Raw genomic sequence first — 16,363 nt, 5'->3', positions numbered from 1 at the left:
TAAAACATAATGAAATCATCATTTACTAAACCATTAATGGTAATTGCTCTTATTGGGCTGAATTCTTATGCTGTGAAAGCTCAAAATATTGAGAAAGACAGTCTGAAAATTTCGAATATCTCTCAAGATTCAATAAAACCGATTTCAAAAATTCCTTTTGAAGGATATGACCTTTCATGGATTAATGGACAAAACCGCCAAACAGACTATCCTTTAACTTTAAAAGATAAAAGCGGCGAGACAATACTTACCGCTGTAGCTTATGTTGATGCATACTATAATCATAATTTTCATCAGCCAAAAGATAATACGCACACTATTTCATCAGCGATAGGAAGATCAAATGAAGTAACCATTAACATGGCAAGTTTGGGAGTCGAAACCAATTACAAAAATATTATCGGACGACTTTGGCTGCAATTCGGACAAATGGGGTCTATTGTACAGGATTTGGATGGAAGTACAGGTCATGGTCGTAACACCAATATCAATAATCTTAAATACATTCGTGAAGCTGCTGCAGGATATCATTTTAATGTAATGCACGGATTGAACGTTGAAGCAGGTATGTTTATGAGTTACATTGGTTTGGAAAGTTATGTTCTGAATGAAAACTGGAATTACCAAAGAAGTCTTCCGTGTGATTTTACGCCATTCTACTTTCAGGGAGCGAGAGTTCAGATGTATCCTTCAAAAAAATTGAAACAGGAAATCTGGATTTTAAACGGATGGCAATCTTATAATTCATGGAACAAAGGTTTAGGATTTGGAAGTTCAACTTACTACAGACCTAATGAAAACCTTCAGTTGGTTGCAAATTTTTACCTGAATGGAAAAGATACCCGAAATAATCCGGGAGTAAGACGTTTTCACCATGACAACAGTATTGTGGCAAGATATTACAACAACAGAGATAGCGAAGGTATTTCTCAGGCAGCATTCAGTTTGAATAACCATTATGGTTTTCAGTCAGGTGGAGGTATTTCATCAAAAAACAATTATATGCTCGGAACATCATTGGCAAACAGAGTCTGGTTTAATAAAAATCAATATGCAGTAACTCTTCGTGGGGATATTGTTTCAAATCCGGGAGCTTATTTGGCATTTTCTCCTTCTCCTGTTGCTAATAATGATTTCAACGATGCTTTGGCAGATGGAAAAAGATTGACCGCATTACAAGGAACTCTTACTTTTGATTGGATGCCTAATCAGTTTTTTACTTTCCGTTTGGAATACGGATATAGAAGCAGCAACATTCCTTATTTTGCCGGTCCTGAAGGAACAACAAGTCCCGATGGATGGATAGATACTCCTACCGATACTTGGAGACCTGATCTTAGAAAATCTGACAACCGTATTACTGCAGCGATGATTTTCAGACTTTAATAAATGATTATTTATAAATCCGAAGGAAAGTAATTTATTCAGCATTCGTGTAATAGTTAGAAAAGTATTTTAAGTCCATTTGAAATTAAGTGCTTTATAAAAACTTTCCGACGGATTTTATTTTTTAAACAATGGAAGAACCAAGAAAATCAGCAGAAGATTTTTTGCATCTCATTAATCAATCTAAAAGAGGAAAACTCAAGATTTATATTGGAATGAGCGCAGGCGTAGGTAAAACGTACAGAATGCTACAGGAAGCTCATGTTCTTTTACAAAACGGAATCGACGTGAAAATAGGGTATGTAGAAACCCACAACAGAAAAGAAACCCACAGTTTACTGGAGGGTTTACCTGTTATTCCCAGAAGAAAACTTTTTTACAAAGGAAAAGAGTTGGAAGAGCTAGACGTTCCTGCAATTCTTATCCTCCGTCCTGAAATTGTGATTGTTGATGAACTCGCTCATACGAATATTGAAGGGAGCAAAAATAAAAAAAGATGGCAGGATGTAATGGATATTTTGGATGCGGGAATCAATGTAATCAGTGCGGTTAATATTCAGCATATAGAAAGTCTTAATGATGAGGTTAAAGCAGTTACCGGAGTAGAAGTAGCTGAGAGAATTCCGGACACCATACTTGCGGTTGCGGATGAAGTCGTCAACATTGACCTTACAGCCGATGAGTTAATTGCGAGATTGAAGGAAGGAAAAATTTACGATAGCAGTAAAATCCAGTCTGCTCTGAGTAATTTCTTTAAAAATGAAAATATTTTACAGCTTCGTGAATTGGCTTTAAAAGAAGTAGCGTCACAAGTCACCCGAAAAGTTGAATCAGACATTACAATTGGTAAAAGTTTAAAAAAAGAAAGATTTCTTGCCTGTATCAGTTCAAATGAAAAAACAGCCAAAAATGTCATTCGAAAAACCGCAAGACTGGCGAATTATTACAACAGTCAGTGGTTTCTTTTGTATGTTCAGGTTCCAAGAGAATCATCAGACAAAATTCCGTTGAGTAAACAGAGATATTTAATAAACAATTTTAAATTAGCGACGGAACTCGGTGCTGAAATTATCAGAATTGAGAGCAAAAACATAGCGCTGTCTATCATGGAACAATGTGATGAAAGAAACATTACAACGGTATGTATTGGTAAACCACATTTGGATATTTGGAGGATTATATTGGCAACAGATACATTTAATTCATTATTAAAAAGACTTTCAAAGCAAAACGTAGATTTAGTAATTTTGTCCTGATGAAAATAAAAGCAAAACTTAATGCAGGTGTCGGACTGCTGTTTTTAATGATTATAATACTGTCTTCTTTGGGAGGATGGTTTATTTATCAGCTTAAAAAAGACACGCAAAATATTTTGGTTGCCAATTACAATACGTTGCAGTATTCCCGAAATATGCTTTTGGCACTCGAAGAAATCAATACAGATCCTCTTGCAATTTTAGAATTTCAAAAAAACCTCAATCTGCAATCTCAAAATATTACAGAAGCCGGAGAAAAAGAAACCACTCAAAACATTCAAAATCATTTCTTAGAGCTTAAAAGAGACAAAAATAGCCTTAATCTGCAGTCTTCTATTCGCAAGGATATTACAGAATTAATGCAGTTAAATATGAGTGCCATTCAGCTCAAAAGTAGTGTTGCAAATTCTACTGCACAAAATGCAATTGCCGTCATTTCGGTTGTAGGAATATTGTGTTTTTTAGTTGCTTTTATTCTCATGGTGAATCTTCCTGCCAATATTGCGAATCCAATACGAGAACTTACTTCAAGTATTCATCAGATAGCAAAACAGAATTATAAAGAAAGAGTAAGATTTGAAGGAAATAGTGAATTTGGAGAATTGGCTCGTTCTTTCAACACGATGGCAGAGAAATTACAGGAATATTCGGAAAGCAGAATCGATAAAATTTTAAAAGGAAAAAAACGCATTGAAACCCTTATTGATAATATGCATGATGCCGTAATCGGGATTGATGAAAACCGTAAAGTTCTTTTTGTAAATGATGAAGCATTGAAAATTTCAGGCTTAAAAAGAGTAGATTTTGTTGGTAAGCAGATTCAGGATGTTGCTGTGAGCAATGATTTAATAAGAACTTTAATTAAAGAAATCATAGATCCGGAATCAAAAAAAGACGCATCTGAAGCTTTAAAAATATATGTAGAGGGAAAAGAAAATTATTTCGAAAAAGATATTGTTGATATTAATGTAATTCCTACCGGAGAAGAAGAAAGCCGCTTTATTGGTCAGGTTATTATGTTAAGAAATATTACTCCTTTTAAAGAGCTCGATTTAGCAAAAACACGTTTTATCGGTACCGTTTCTCATGAATTTAAAACACCTATTTCTTCGATACAAATGGGGCTGCAATTATTAGAAAATGAAAAAATTGGAAGCCTGAACGAAGAACAGCAAAAGCTTTTACATGGCATAGGTGATGATGCGATGAGGTTATTAAAGATTACCGGAGAATTATTGAATTTAGCCCAATTAGAAACCGGAGTTACACAACTTAACATTCATCCGTTTGAAATAAATGCTCTTATTCAGGAAGTCGTAAATACCAATAAATCTGCTGCGGATAAAAAAGAAATTAGCATTACTACGGAAATAGATTCTCAATTAACCACAATCTCGGCTGATGAAGATAAAACACTTTGGGTTCTTAATAATCTGGTATCTAATGCCATTCGATATTCTTTTGAGAAATCAAATATTACTATTAAAGTAGAGAAAATAGATTTCAATAAAGTTAAATTTTCGGTTGTAGATCAAGGTTCGGGAATTGAAGAGCAGTATTTAAAACAGATATTCACCCGATATTTTCGTATTCCCGAAACTCAGACGGAAGGAACCGGTTTAGGTTTGAGCATAAGTAAAGAGTTTATAGAATCGCAGGGTGGAACTATTACGGTTGAAAGTAAGATGGGTAATGGTAGTATATTTAGTTTTATTCTCCGAGAAAATGATTAATAAAAACTAAAGCTAGAATATTTGTGTAATCTGCAATTAATTTGTGAAAATTATCATTATTTAATTTAATCACATCGCTGTATTGTTGTATTTTTGATTTGCCTAGATTCAATCAAAAAACTTGAAAACTCTACTCTGATGAACACGAAATTCTACTTATTTTTTATCTTCTTTTCGTTTCAAATGGCTTTTGCCCAAACAACTCCTGCTGAACATGAAATTAGCGATAAGTTAAGAAAGATTGCAAAAAATCCCGACCTTGATCTTGAGCCTAAAAAAAAGGTGGCTCTTCTCCTTGAGTTAAAAGCGCAGTCTGAAAAGCTAGACTATAAATTAGGGATTTTAATTAGTGGCGATTAACTAATGAGATTATACTTAGGTGAAGGCAAAAATAATGATGTTATTAAGCTTGGAGATGAGTTGAAAAAAGTGGCGAAAAATGAGAAAGATACTGATGGTTATATATCAAGCATATACAATAGAAATGCTCTTGCTCTGGGCTATTTAGGGTTCGGTGATGCCAGTTTGAAAGATTTGAAAATAGCGTTGAAATATGCAAAGGACATTGAAGATAAAAATATACAGGCATATAATTCATCACAGTTTTATCATGAGATGGGATTACAATATGATCTCAAACGATTCGAAAACAAAAATGCAAGAGATTCAGTGGTATATACTTATACCAAGAGTATTGAATTTGCAAAGCAAATAAGCGATAACAGTAAGTCAGTCACTAAAGATGTGAAATATGACCAGATTGGCTTTAACTATATGCGTATGGGCATGTTTTATATAGGGGGAGAGTGATATTAATAAAGGAAGTTTAGCATTAGCTGAAAAATATCTTTTACTAGGATTATCTATTTATGAAGACAAGAGATATACTTTACCTGTTACAAATAAAACTACTATGCTGAATCAGATGAGCTGGTTGTATATGGAGAAAAAGGAGTATCAAAAATCAATAGACTTTGCAAAGCGTGCATTAGAGTTGGAAAAAACTTTTTAGAGATCCAGAGGATAGAGTAGAATCTTATGAGTTTTTAGCAACCTCTTATATGGAGCTGGGAGAAAAAGAAAAGTCTAAATTTTATATGACCAATTATTCTTTTCTAAAAGACAGCATTGCTGATGTAGGTAGAACCAATGCCAATAAAACAATAAATAAAATAACAAAGGAAGTTGAAGTTGAGCACGAAGAAAAATCAACAAAACAGTTAATTGCAGGTGGGGCTTTCATATTAATTGCAGCATCAGTTGGATTTTTTCTTTGGCGAAGAAACAATAAAAAACTGCATAAGAGCTATGAATTGATGATTGATAAACTGAAAAACGAATCAATACCTCAAAAAACAGAAGCTAATGCAGCAAACAAAAATATAATTTCAACAGAAACAGAGAAAAGAATTCTTAATCAATTAGAAGCCTTTGAAAACTCAGAAGAGTTTCTTAAACCCAATCTTACCATCAGTTTGCTTTCTACTCAGCTAAATACCAACTCTAAGTATCTTTCTGAAGTCATAAAAAGTCATAAATCTCACAGTTTCAGCGGCTATATTAATCATTTAAAGATCAACTACATTGTCCATAAGCTTTATAATGAACCAAAATATCGAAATTATAAAACCAGCCACCTTGCTGAAGTTTGCGGATATGCATCACCGCAGGTCTTTTTTGTAGCTTTTAAAAAAATAAATAAAGTAACACCATCATATTTTATTCAGAAACTGAGTGAAGATGAAAGTACTCAGTAACCAAACCTGTATAATTCCTCTCGAATAAATCTATAAATCCGTTGTGTATTTTGAATCATTATCATCGTCACTTCGAGTAAGTTTTTGAAAAAAATCGTATCGAGAAGCTTGTTATAAGCTATAATCTAAAGGCTTTATTATTTTTGTCATGTTAAGCAAAGCACGATTGTCATGTTGATCAAAGCGCAGCGTCGCCGAAACATCTCTGTGGTCTTTACATAATTATCTGTGCTTCGAGAGATTGACTTCGTCGAACCACTTCGTTAGGTTTCTTCGACTACGTTTCAGAACTCCATTCGTTGACCTTCAGTCAATGCTCAGAATGACAGTGTAAAGCTTACGATGAAAAAGTCCACCTTTGAATAAAGTCCCGCTTGTCATGTTGAGCAAAGCGCAGCGCCGTCGAAACATCTCTTCTGCATCCATGCTTCATGAGATCCTTCGAGAGCTATTCGCAAACTTTATTACAAGCCATGCTTGTTCTTCATTTGCGCTCAGAATGACAGTACACCGCTCAGAAATAGTAGATTTAGCTATAGCAAATAACGGTTCCTCCTTTTTGACCAAAAAAACCTTCCCCCAAACAAAAACCTCCACATAATCACATCAAATAATTGATTTACAAATGAGTAACTTATTTAGTGTAGCGTAAAAGGCTTTTCGTTCAATATTCAAAGGAAATACACTTTTTATACAGATTATTACAATATAATGAGCCATCAATTTACCCTATTTTAAGGGTTGAAATGATGGATAATTATGCTTTTATGATCATGTTGTGATTTTGTTGGTTAAAATTAATGTATTGAAAATCAATATAGTTTATTTGTAAAACAATTTATCTTATCAGAATTACAGAATTGCTGATACCGTTCTTTTTTTTCATTAATAGGATCAGTGTAATATTGCTTCGTCTTCATAAGAGAACATTCCCTCCTCTTTCTTATGGAACTAAAAACTGAAACAAAAACAAACTGATGAAAAAGAACACGAACCTAATTTTCCAAAACTTGATGCTTCAAGGTATCATGTGGAGATTGGGTTCTTTTTTTTACTTGCTTTTCATTTTTACTTCAGTTTCTCTCTTTGCTTCAGAAAACCCATCTTCAGAAACTTTTGTTCATGCCAATTCTGTTGTTGAAACAGCTCAAACGGATCAGGTTGAAAATAATGCTATCCATATAGCGGAAGGTACCGTAATATTTGGGCTAGATAGCATGTCTCAAAAGGTAGAAGTTAAACATTTTACAAAAGAGAGAAGCTTTCAAAAAGCTGCTACCAAAAAGAACATAAGCGGTACTGCTGTAGAGAAGATTACTCAAAAGGTAAAAGCACAACATAAAGAGAGCAGCCCTGAAGCTACTGCTCATCTCTATTCTCACCAATCAAAAAGTTCTTTTGAGGTTTCAAAGCAGCAATGTGGAGTGGGAACTCTTGCATTTAATCATTCTTTCAAAGCCATTACAGTACATTATAACAGTACTGTTTCCTTGGCACATCTAAGCAAAATCATTGCGACACACAAATACGCATTTTCTTTTACGCGAAATACGATGCATGCGCATAGTTTTTCGCGTCCTCCTCCATTTAATCTAAGCTAAAGCAGTCATGCGCAAAGGGCACAATTACCCTATGAATTTCTTATGCAAATTCAGATAATATTCACTGTTTTAGAATAAATAGTTAGTTAAAAAACAATATGTCGGAAGACTTGAAAAACAGTTTTTTCGATAGATGTGGTTTGGTGTATCTCCGCTGTAAAAAGCGGGGAAACCACCCACCAACACAAATGATTTAAAATAAGTTTTAAAACACAAAACGACGACTTTCTTATAGACAACAGCTACATAAAGGCTACGCTTTATAAGATCGGAAAAACACCTACAGAAACTGAGACAAATGATTATTAACCACAAAAAGAAATTTCGAAGATGAAAAAAAGAAATTTACACATGTACGGGGAGATGAGTCCTAGAGATTGCTCCCATGATCCCCCGATGCTCAAATCACTTATTGAATACTGCTCGCCTTTTCAGCATAGAGAAAACAGTATGAGATTAAAAAAATTAAAAACACAAGAATGATGAAACAAACGAAAACAAAATCAACAATGAAACAGACAAGAAGTCTCTTTTTTGTCCTATTGCTGTTTCTGGGTAATTTAGTACTCTACGGACAGTGTAGTGTGAATGCCGGAGGTAACGCTGCTATATGTGGAACTTCTTATACACTACAGGGAACAACAATCGGAACTCCAACCGGAACACCGACCTGGACCATCGTGACTAAGCCTGCCGGTGCACCAGACCCGGTATTCAGCAATCCTAATATTCTGACACCCACTGTCACAGGGATGACCTTTCCCGGGAACTATGTTTTTCAAGTGGCTCAGAACTGTAGTCCTTCCGGATCAGGAACTTCTCAGGTAACGATTACGTCACCAGGTGCAACTACAGGCTTTACCGCAGGACCCGATATTACAGGAATACCTGCAACTACAGGAGTAGCGACTCTTAATGCTACGATACCAGATGGATACACCCCTTCATGGAGGTTTTATAACATGTATGATTTTGAAACCTTCTCAGGAGCAATGAATCCAACCAATGCTGCGCTTACCAGTACGACAACGGCAAGTACTACATTAACGCTTACCAACACAGCAAATCATACCATAGATCCTTCTTACCGTGTCATTGTAAGAATTACTTCTAATGTAAACTCGAGTTGTTGGTATGAGGATGATGCAATCGTTAGGTTTATTCCTAATCCTAATATGCTTTGGAATTCTATTAATACTCAATGTGTTGCTCCTGGTACTACGGGCGATGGGTTTTATATTGATCCTATTAGTGCTTCACCAAAATTGGCAACAACAACTGCCAACTCATCGGGAACTATTGCTGCTGGTACAACAGTGGCTATGACAGCAATAAGCCAGCCGCCTGGGGGGAATATTCAATATTCTCGTATATCGAACGGTAGACTTCACTTTTCAGGAATTACAGCTATAGGCGATTATGTATTCGATCTTACCATTTCAAACATCACAGGAAGTTCTACTACCAGACTTACCTATAGATTTAATGGTACCACGCCCAGTGCTTTAACTTTCTTAGATGCGGCACATCCTGATCAGACAGAATTGTACAGTTTCGGTAATACAGGAGGAGCAGTATATTGTGGTATGGTAGGCACTTCTACTCCCATTACTTTTTATTATAAAATTAATGCGGCAGATCCGCCTACCATTGCAGACGCCATATCAAACGGGACACCGGGGCCTGCAGGAGGATCACCTACATTTGTACAGAGTGGTGCAGGAACTGCCAATAGAAGTGTAACCCTTACACCACCATCAGGAGGATGGCGAGCAGGAACGTATAAAATAGCGATTACGCTTACCGCAGCAGGAGGTTGTACGAGACAACATACTTTTTATGCGCATATCTCAGATGGTGCCCGTCCTGCTGTTAATGTAAACAATATTACGGTATGTTATTCTGGTTCGGGGGTAGTAACAGCAACAGTGCCATTACCTGCAGTTTATCAGACAACAACCTATTTTCAAGAGTTTAGCGGACGATATGATTTCACTTTGGTTTCAAGTCCTGCAGGGGCATCTGTAACAACATATCAGGGTACAGCCTCTAGATCATTCACAAGTACGTCAACAATCATCAGTAACCTTGACAAAGCGGGAGAATATGTTTTCAAAATAAAGGCTACCAGCGGTAGTGGTGCACAAAAAATGATAGATTCAGAATATGCATGTTCAGGAACTTCACTTGAAGATACATTCTCTGTTTTTGTATCTGGACAAGTGGGGGCAAATGCAGGATCAGCTCAAAGTATTTCATGTATTACCACAGCCACTCTTAACGGAAACAATCCGGGAACAGGAGGAAGCACAGGATTATGGACAATCGCTTCCAAACCTGCTGGTGCACCAGATCCGGTAATTACAAATCCGGCTCAATACAACAGTGGAGTAACCAATCTTGTGAATACAGGAGCCTACACTTTCGACTGGACAATTACAACGGGAACATGTACCAGCACAGCTCAGACTACAATTAACGTTACGGCTGCACCTTCTGCAGTTACAGTAACTCCTGCTACACAGACCGTAGCATACAATGCAACGCCAACCAATCTTACCGGTTCGGCGACGGGGGCTACCTCTTATCAATGGTACAGCAATACGGCTAATGATAACACTACCGGTACATTGATTTCGGGTGCAACTTCTACTACTTATACTCCGCCTACCAATATTGCAGGAACAAGATATTATTACATGGTTGCAACAAATGCGGCTTGTAGCACGCCTTCTGCAACTGTACAGGTAAATGTAACGCCTTGCGCTGGTGCAACTACAGCGCCAACGGTAAATACCTTTACTACAACGCAATGTCCTGCAGGCACTGCCAACCTTAATACTCAGGCGCATACAGGAGCTGTACCTGCTAACTCTACGTTGATATGGTACACAGATGCATCCCGTACCAATATGGTAACCAATCCTACAGCGGTGGGAGCGGGTACGTATTATGCATTCTACTTTAACTCTTCAAGCAATTGCTATTCTCCGGCATCATCTCCGGTCAATGTTTTGGCAGTAGTATGCTCAGCTTGTACGGCAGCAATACCTCAACAGGTAAGCCTTACTTCAATTACTGTGGCAGCAGCCCCTACAGGATCTGTGCTGCAATGGCACAACTCTGCAACGCCGTCTGCATCTACCTTGCTTAGCAGCACTACGGTAAATGCAACATCTACACCTACCAACTATTGGGCTTATTATTATGATTCTGTAGGCAATTGCTACAGCCCGGGAAGTAAAGCAACTGTAGTAGGTAACAGTTGTTGTAACTATCCTACGGTAGATCTTGCAGCATTGTCACACAGCGCTGTACCAGCAGGAACGCAGCTGGTGTGGTATTCTACAAGTGGCAGATTACCAGGATCACAAGTGAACAATCCTACAGCTATAGGCAGCGGTCTTTATTGGCCGTTCTTCTATGACCCTGCTCTTAATTGCTATTCTCAGGCAGGTACGCCGGTATTAGTAGGAGTAGACAGCCAGTGTAATACAGCTTGCTACAAACCTGGTGTAACCACAGGTACAACCCTTGATACCAAGGTAGGAATTACATCTCTTGGAAGAGCTGGCGCAACAGACAATGATAACTGGCCAATGGCAAGAAAAGGAGGCTGGATTGCTCTTGAATCTAAAACAAAAGGATTTGTACCAAACCGTGTAGCATTCTCAGGAGGAAACCCGGTAGGAGTTGCACCGGCAAACTTTGTAGAAGGGATGATGGTATATGATGCTACAAATAAGTGTCTGAAAATATATACATTAAAAGCTGGTGATACTGCGATGGCATGGCATTGTGTAACCACACAAACCTGCCCGGACTAAATAAATAAGATGCTTCGGCAAGCGCTCAGTATGGCACTCTGTCAGCCTGAGCGCAAATGAGAAGCAAGCACAGCTTGTAACGAAGTTTGCGAACGTAGTTCTGCGAAGCGAAACAGTCGAAGGATCTCAGAACATGATGGTTGCCGAAGCATCTTTTAATAAAAAATAACAACGAATAAGATGAATAAAACATATAGTAATTTAATAAGGAAAGCCCTTGCATCGTTTAAGATATTGGCTTTGGGAGTTTTACTGTTATTTACTGCAGTTACTGCAAAAGGACAGCAAAACCTGAATATGCTTGCATTTGGAGGGAGTGGTACTGGTGCTACTCCTGTTGATGTAAGCACATTGACTAGTATATTTGGAGATGTAACTATGAACGGAGTCGTACGGACTACAGATACTGCTCCGAATAATAGCATCTAACCTGGCTACTTCGGTAAGTGCTTATGCAAATATACAGGCTATTTTTATAAATGATTTTGCGGTTTCACGTATCATTTCACAGGCACAGGCAGATGCGCTGGTGGCATACGTAAAGCAGGGCGGCATATTGATAGGGAGTATGGAGCGTGTATTCATTGACAGCGCCAGTGGAACAGAAGTCAATAAATATATTGGCGAAAAGCTTTTGATACAATCAGGAGTAACTATTGTAAGTACATGGGATGCAACCTCTTTTCCCAATCCTGTAAGAGCTTATCATAACAATGGCGGTCCGTTGAATCTAAATGCCTCAGCTACTTCTGTTGCCACCACGGGTTCTGCTTATTCATTTTCCGGTATACCACGTGAATCTGTTGTATTCTCATATGTAAAACCTATAAGCGCTGCAACATGCGGAACTCCAGCTTCAGATTTTATTGCTCCCTCTTATCCGGGAGATGTTAATGCAAAAGCAGCGGGAATCAATGGTTTCGCCTATCTCAGTGGAGAAGTGCAAGGTTCTCTGACAGGATTAACACCATCATCAACAGCTATTCGAGATAATAGTCAGGCAAACATTAATCTGGCTCAGTTGATGTATGATTTTCTATATAACCCGGCTGCTATGATAACTCGCAGAGCATGGTCTAAAACAGCAGCAAATGTTAACAGTTTCTGTCCTGTTTCTACTACTTCTTTAGAGTGTAGCGCAGGATATACTGCACCACCACTTACCGGTACTGCGCTTAGCAATACGTGTCCTACTACTACTACTACTACAGTGAATCTTAACAGTCTGCATACAGCAACCGTACCTTCGGGATCGAGCTTGGTATGGTTTAATAATAATACACATGCCGGTACAGCTGTTTCCACTCCTGCTGCTGTAGGTACGGCAGGTACATACTATGCTTTTTATTACGACAGTACCAATAATTGCTATAGCCCTGTAAGTAATGCAGTAACCGTAACAATCAATTGTTGCTTATCTACGGGACCTAGTATTAATTAAAATAAAAATATGCTTGGGCAAACGCTCAGAATGGCATATTCACTGCCATTCTGAGCTCGCCGAAGAATCTATTAACAAAGTATTCTTATCCTAAGCTTGCGCACTGTCATCCTGAGCGCAGCCGAAGGATCTCAAAAAGAGAAGATGTTCTTATAAAGTCGCAGAGATGTTTCGACGTCGCTACAGAACTACGTTCGAAGATTTCGTTACAAGCTGTGCTTGTACCTCATCTGTGCTCAACATGACAAAAGTCTGTCATTATGAGTATAGCACTGTCATCCTGAGCCTGCCGAAGGATCTCAGAATAGAGCGCAGTCATGCTGACCTGCAGAAACATCTTTAATAAAAAAATAACAACAAATAAGATGAATAAAATAAAAAATAATTTAATAAGAAAAACCTTTGCGTCAGTCAAGATATTGGCTTTGGGGGCAATGCTGTTTGCCGGTGCCGGTATGGTAAAAGCACAGGCATGTGGAGGTACAGCAAACATACCTCCCAATGGCACATTTAGTGTTAATGGGATCACAGTAACATCTGCTTCTACAGGATTTGTATCAACATTTGCTGCTACATACTCAAGTTGCGGTGTAGATTCATTTTCCAATAACAGTCTTTTGGTAGGAAGTAGTTCTGGTGGAAGTGCTACATGGCAAACGGCACTTACCTTTTCTTATCCCGTTAATGATATTGTGGTTTTAATATCTGCTACAGAGGCTGGTGAAAATTTCCGTTTTGTATCCAATGGGGGGACAATCTCTATAACTGCACTCAATAGCTGCAGTACTTCAATCAGCGGGAATACTATAACCGGGACAGGAACTCTTCCTCCTTATGGTGGTGGTGGTCGCTTCCGCATACATGCTCCTGCACCTTTTACAACACTAACGATGAATGGTGGTGGTGGTACCTCTGGTGCTTTGCTGGCAATTTGTAGTACATCGATTGTTACCACTTGTAAAGCGGGTACAACTGCTCCGGCGCTTAGTGGCAACGGAAGCTAAAAATAATAAAAGAGAGAGAGATCGACTTCGGCAGACATGGTATTGTCATTCTGAGCGAAGTCGAAGAATCTCTCAAAGAGAAGAAGTTCTTACAAAGACTGCAGAGATGTTTCGACGTCGCTACGCTTTGCTCAACATGACAAACGAAAACAAAAAATTAACAATTAAATACATACACAAATGCCAATCTTACACAAAATCAAAGCGTATCTATACGATAACTTTTTAACCAAAGACAACCCGAACGATTTCATCGCACGTACTGTGAGTGAGCGTTCATTATCCGTAAAACAAATCTGTGAATCAGCAGCAAATAGAGGAGGAGCAGATGTTTCTGCCGGTGCCATGGAGCATGCTACAGAGCTTTTTCTTAAGGAAATGGCGTATCAACTATGCGACGGTTATTCGGTAAACACGGGATATTTCACGGCAGGAACTCAGATCCGTGGGGTATTTGACAGTCCGTCTGAGACTTTCAACAGCACCAAGCACAGCATTCTTTTCCAGTTCAACCAGGGAGAAAAGCTGAGAGCAGAAATCCCAAATATAGAAATTAATATTCTGGGTGTGGCAGATGCTTCATCAGCCATCTTACAGGTAAAAGATGTGAAAAGTGGTACCATCAACGATATACTTACACCGGGACGAAATCTGAAAGTATCTGGAAGCAAAATTAAAGTAGCAGGAGATGCCGCAGCAAACGGGATATTCTTTATCAATACAGATACTAATGATCGTACTCAGGTAGAAGAAAGCGAGGTAGTAGTGAACAATCCTTCGGAGCTAATCGTGATTATTCCTGCTTTGTCTGCCGGAACTTACAAGCTTGAGGTGGTAACGCAATATTCTGCAAGTAAGCTTTTAAAAGACCCTAGAACAGCAGAATTTGATAAGGTACTAACAGTACAATAGGAAGAGATGCTCTCACCGCCCGAGTGAGACCCCCTCACCCGAGCGGTAAGAGAGTCTTCACCCGAACGGTGAGAGACGATGATTCTAAAAGAGAGATTCTGTCATTCTGATCGAAGCAGCGCGAAGTCGAAGAATCTCTCGAAGCATAGAAGTTCATAAAAATAAAGAGAAGACGCTCATACAAAGACTGCAGAGATGTTTCGACGCCGCTACGCTCTGCTCAACATGACAAACCGCCGTAAATTAAAGCGAACTAATGTCATTCTGAGCGAAGTGCAACGGAGTCGAAGAATCTCTCGAAGCATAGAAGTTCTTATAAAAGATAAAGAGATGTTTCGACGTTGCTGCTTTGCTCAACATGACAAATCAATAACAGTTTAAGTAAAACTAAAATGTACAAAACAAAAGGAACGCATAATTATTATGTATACATCCTGACAAACAAAATCAAAACTGTTTTGTACATAGGGATTACAAACAACTTAAAAGAAAGGCTGTTTTGGCATCGGAATCCGGAAGCTCATGATTTGCATTTCTCGCAGAAGTATAAAAGTTTTTATCTCATCTACTATGAACACTTTCAAGATGTGGAAGTAGCGATTAACAGAGAAAAACAGCTGAAAGGTTGGAAAAGGGAAAAGAAAGAAAAATTGATTAATGCTTTTAATCCCGAATGGAAATCTTTAAATGATGAGATATAAGAATTATGAGACACTGTCATTCTGAGCATTGACTGAAGGTCAACGAACGGAGTTCTGAAACGAGGTCGAAGAATCTCCACGAAGAGAAGAAGTTCATATAAAAGCCGCAGAAATGTTTCGATGTCGTTACACTCTGCTCAACATAACAAACAAAAACAACAATCTCCCGTATAAGGAGTGAAAAAATTAAAATACACACTATGAAAAATACCTTCCTAATCCTTGCCATGCTAATCACAGCAACTGCAGCAAAATCACAAGTCGCAATAGGAAAACCAGCTGTATCTAATACCTCAGTCTCTCTGGAATTCGCCGACACAGAAAACAAAGGGATGATATTGCCTTACGTAGAAAATAAATCGTCTATCACAGAAAATGGTACCATCATTTACGATGTTACCGATTATAAGGTAAAATACCTGAAAGACAACAGTTGGTTTGATATGTCTGTAGACGCAACAGGCGCAGCAAGTATAGCTATACAAACTACAAAAACCGAAAACACAGCAGCAAAATCTGCAATAGGAACCAACGGTGCTACAGATGGTACAGCGGGAGTACTGGTTTTGTCTGATAGCGATAAGGCAATGATTTTACCAAGAGTGGCAAGTCCGCATCTCAACATCATTAATCCTGCTTCCGGAATGATGGTTTATGATCTTACAAAAAAACAGATTGCGGTTTACAACGGTACCGTTTGGTCGTTTTGGAAACCATAAATCTTCATGCTTATTAATATATAATA

General features: G+C 38.2%; 15 protein-coding genes. All 15 read left to right on the top strand.

The window, feature by feature from the left end; genetic code table 11:
- The first annotated feature begins 9 nt into the window (after nt 1-9).
- The 15 genes from OF897_RS15180 (at nt 10) to OF897_RS15115 (ending at nt 16,337) form a co-directional block, all read left to right on the top strand.
- Complete coding sequence (locus OF897_RS15180) at nt 10-1,386, top strand: outer membrane beta-barrel protein (protein WP_267266523.1); 1,377 nt, start codon at nt 10-12, stop codon at nt 1,384-1,386.
- A 131-nt stretch (nt 1,387-1,517) separates the two neighbouring features.
- Nucleotides 1,518-2,642 carry a sensor protein KdpD gene (locus tag OF897_RS15175; protein ID WP_267266522.1) on the top strand — a complete coding sequence of 375 codons (1,125 nt, stop codon included), beginning with the start codon at nt 1,518-1,520 and terminating at the stop codon, nt 2,640-2,642.
- Nucleotides 2,642-4,375 carry a sensor histidine kinase gene (locus OF897_RS15170; protein WP_267266521.1) on the top strand — a complete coding sequence of 578 codons (1,734 nt, stop codon included), beginning with the start codon at nt 2,642-2,644 and terminating at the stop codon, nt 4,373-4,375. The genes OF897_RS15175 and OF897_RS15170 overlap by 1 nt, the downstream gene beginning before the upstream one ends.
- Before the next feature lie 138 nt (nt 4,376-4,513).
- Nucleotides 4,514-4,735 (top strand): hypothetical protein, encoded by a 222-nt coding sequence (locus tag OF897_RS15165; RefSeq protein WP_267266520.1) that lies wholly within the window; start codon nt 4,514-4,516, stop codon nt 4,733-4,735.
- Between the two features lie 3 nt (nt 4,736-4,738).
- Nucleotides 4,739-5,185 carry a hypothetical protein gene (locus OF897_RS15160; protein WP_267266519.1) on the top strand — a complete coding sequence of 149 codons (447 nt, stop codon included), beginning with the start codon at nt 4,739-4,741 and terminating at the stop codon, nt 5,183-5,185.
- 103 nt (nt 5,186-5,288) lie between these two features.
- Nucleotides 5,289-5,387, top strand: coding sequence for a hypothetical protein (locus OF897_RS21700; RefSeq protein WP_407648332.1), 99 nt, complete (start codon nt 5,289-5,291; stop codon nt 5,385-5,387).
- 49 nt (nt 5,388-5,436) lie between these two features.
- Entirely contained in the window at nt 5,437-6,132 is a 696-nt protein-coding gene (locus tag OF897_RS15155; RefSeq protein WP_267266518.1) for a helix-turn-helix domain-containing protein, read from the top strand.
- A gap of 977 nt (nt 6,133-7,109) precedes the next feature.
- A complete protein-coding gene (locus tag OF897_RS15150; protein ID WP_267266517.1) occupies nt 7,110-7,733 on the top strand; it encodes a hypothetical protein in 624 nt (207 codons plus the stop codon).
- A gap of 479 nt (nt 7,734-8,212) precedes the next feature.
- Nucleotides 8,213-11,560: a hypothetical protein gene (locus OF897_RS15145; protein ID WP_267266516.1), complete on the top strand. Its 3,348-nt coding sequence runs from the start codon at nt 8,213-8,215 to the stop codon at nt 11,558-11,560.
- A 240-nt stretch (nt 11,561-11,800) separates the two neighbouring features.
- A complete protein-coding gene (locus OF897_RS15140; protein WP_267266515.1) occupies nt 11,801-11,989 on the top strand; it encodes a hypothetical protein in 189 nt (62 codons plus the stop codon).
- 139 nt (nt 11,990-12,128) lie between these two features.
- On the top strand, nt 12,129-13,001 hold the full coding sequence (locus OF897_RS15135; RefSeq protein WP_267266514.1) for a hypothetical protein: 873 nt from the start codon (nt 12,129-12,131) through the stop codon (nt 12,999-13,001).
- Between the two features lie 365 nt (nt 13,002-13,366).
- The gene (locus tag OF897_RS15130; protein WP_267266513.1) at nt 13,367-14,005 is read left to right on the top strand and encodes a hypothetical protein; all 639 of its coding nucleotides are present in this window, start codon (nt 13,367-13,369) and stop codon (nt 14,003-14,005) included.
- A 180-nt stretch (nt 14,006-14,185) separates the two neighbouring features.
- A complete protein-coding gene (locus OF897_RS15125; RefSeq protein ID WP_267266512.1) occupies nt 14,186-14,917 on the top strand; it encodes a DNA-binding domain-containing protein in 732 nt (243 codons plus the stop codon).
- A 392-nt stretch (nt 14,918-15,309) separates the two neighbouring features.
- A complete protein-coding gene (locus tag OF897_RS15120; RefSeq protein WP_267266511.1) occupies nt 15,310-15,618 on the top strand; it encodes a GIY-YIG nuclease family protein in 309 nt (102 codons plus the stop codon).
- A 200-nt stretch (nt 15,619-15,818) separates the two neighbouring features.
- Nucleotides 15,819-16,337, top strand: coding sequence for a hypothetical protein (locus OF897_RS15115; RefSeq protein ID WP_267266510.1), 519 nt, complete (start codon nt 15,819-15,821; stop codon nt 16,335-16,337).
- The last annotated feature ends 26 nt before the right edge of the window (nt 16,338-16,363 follow it).

Origin of the sequence: Chryseobacterium formosum (genome assembly GCF_026460885.1) — a bacterium.
In the GTDB taxonomy this organism is placed as follows: Bacteria; Bacteroidota; Bacteroidia; order Flavobacteriales; family Weeksellaceae; genus Chryseobacterium; species Chryseobacterium formosus.
The sequence above is the reverse complement of the archived record's forward strand: the minus strand, read 5'-3'. Positions and strand labels throughout refer to the sequence as shown.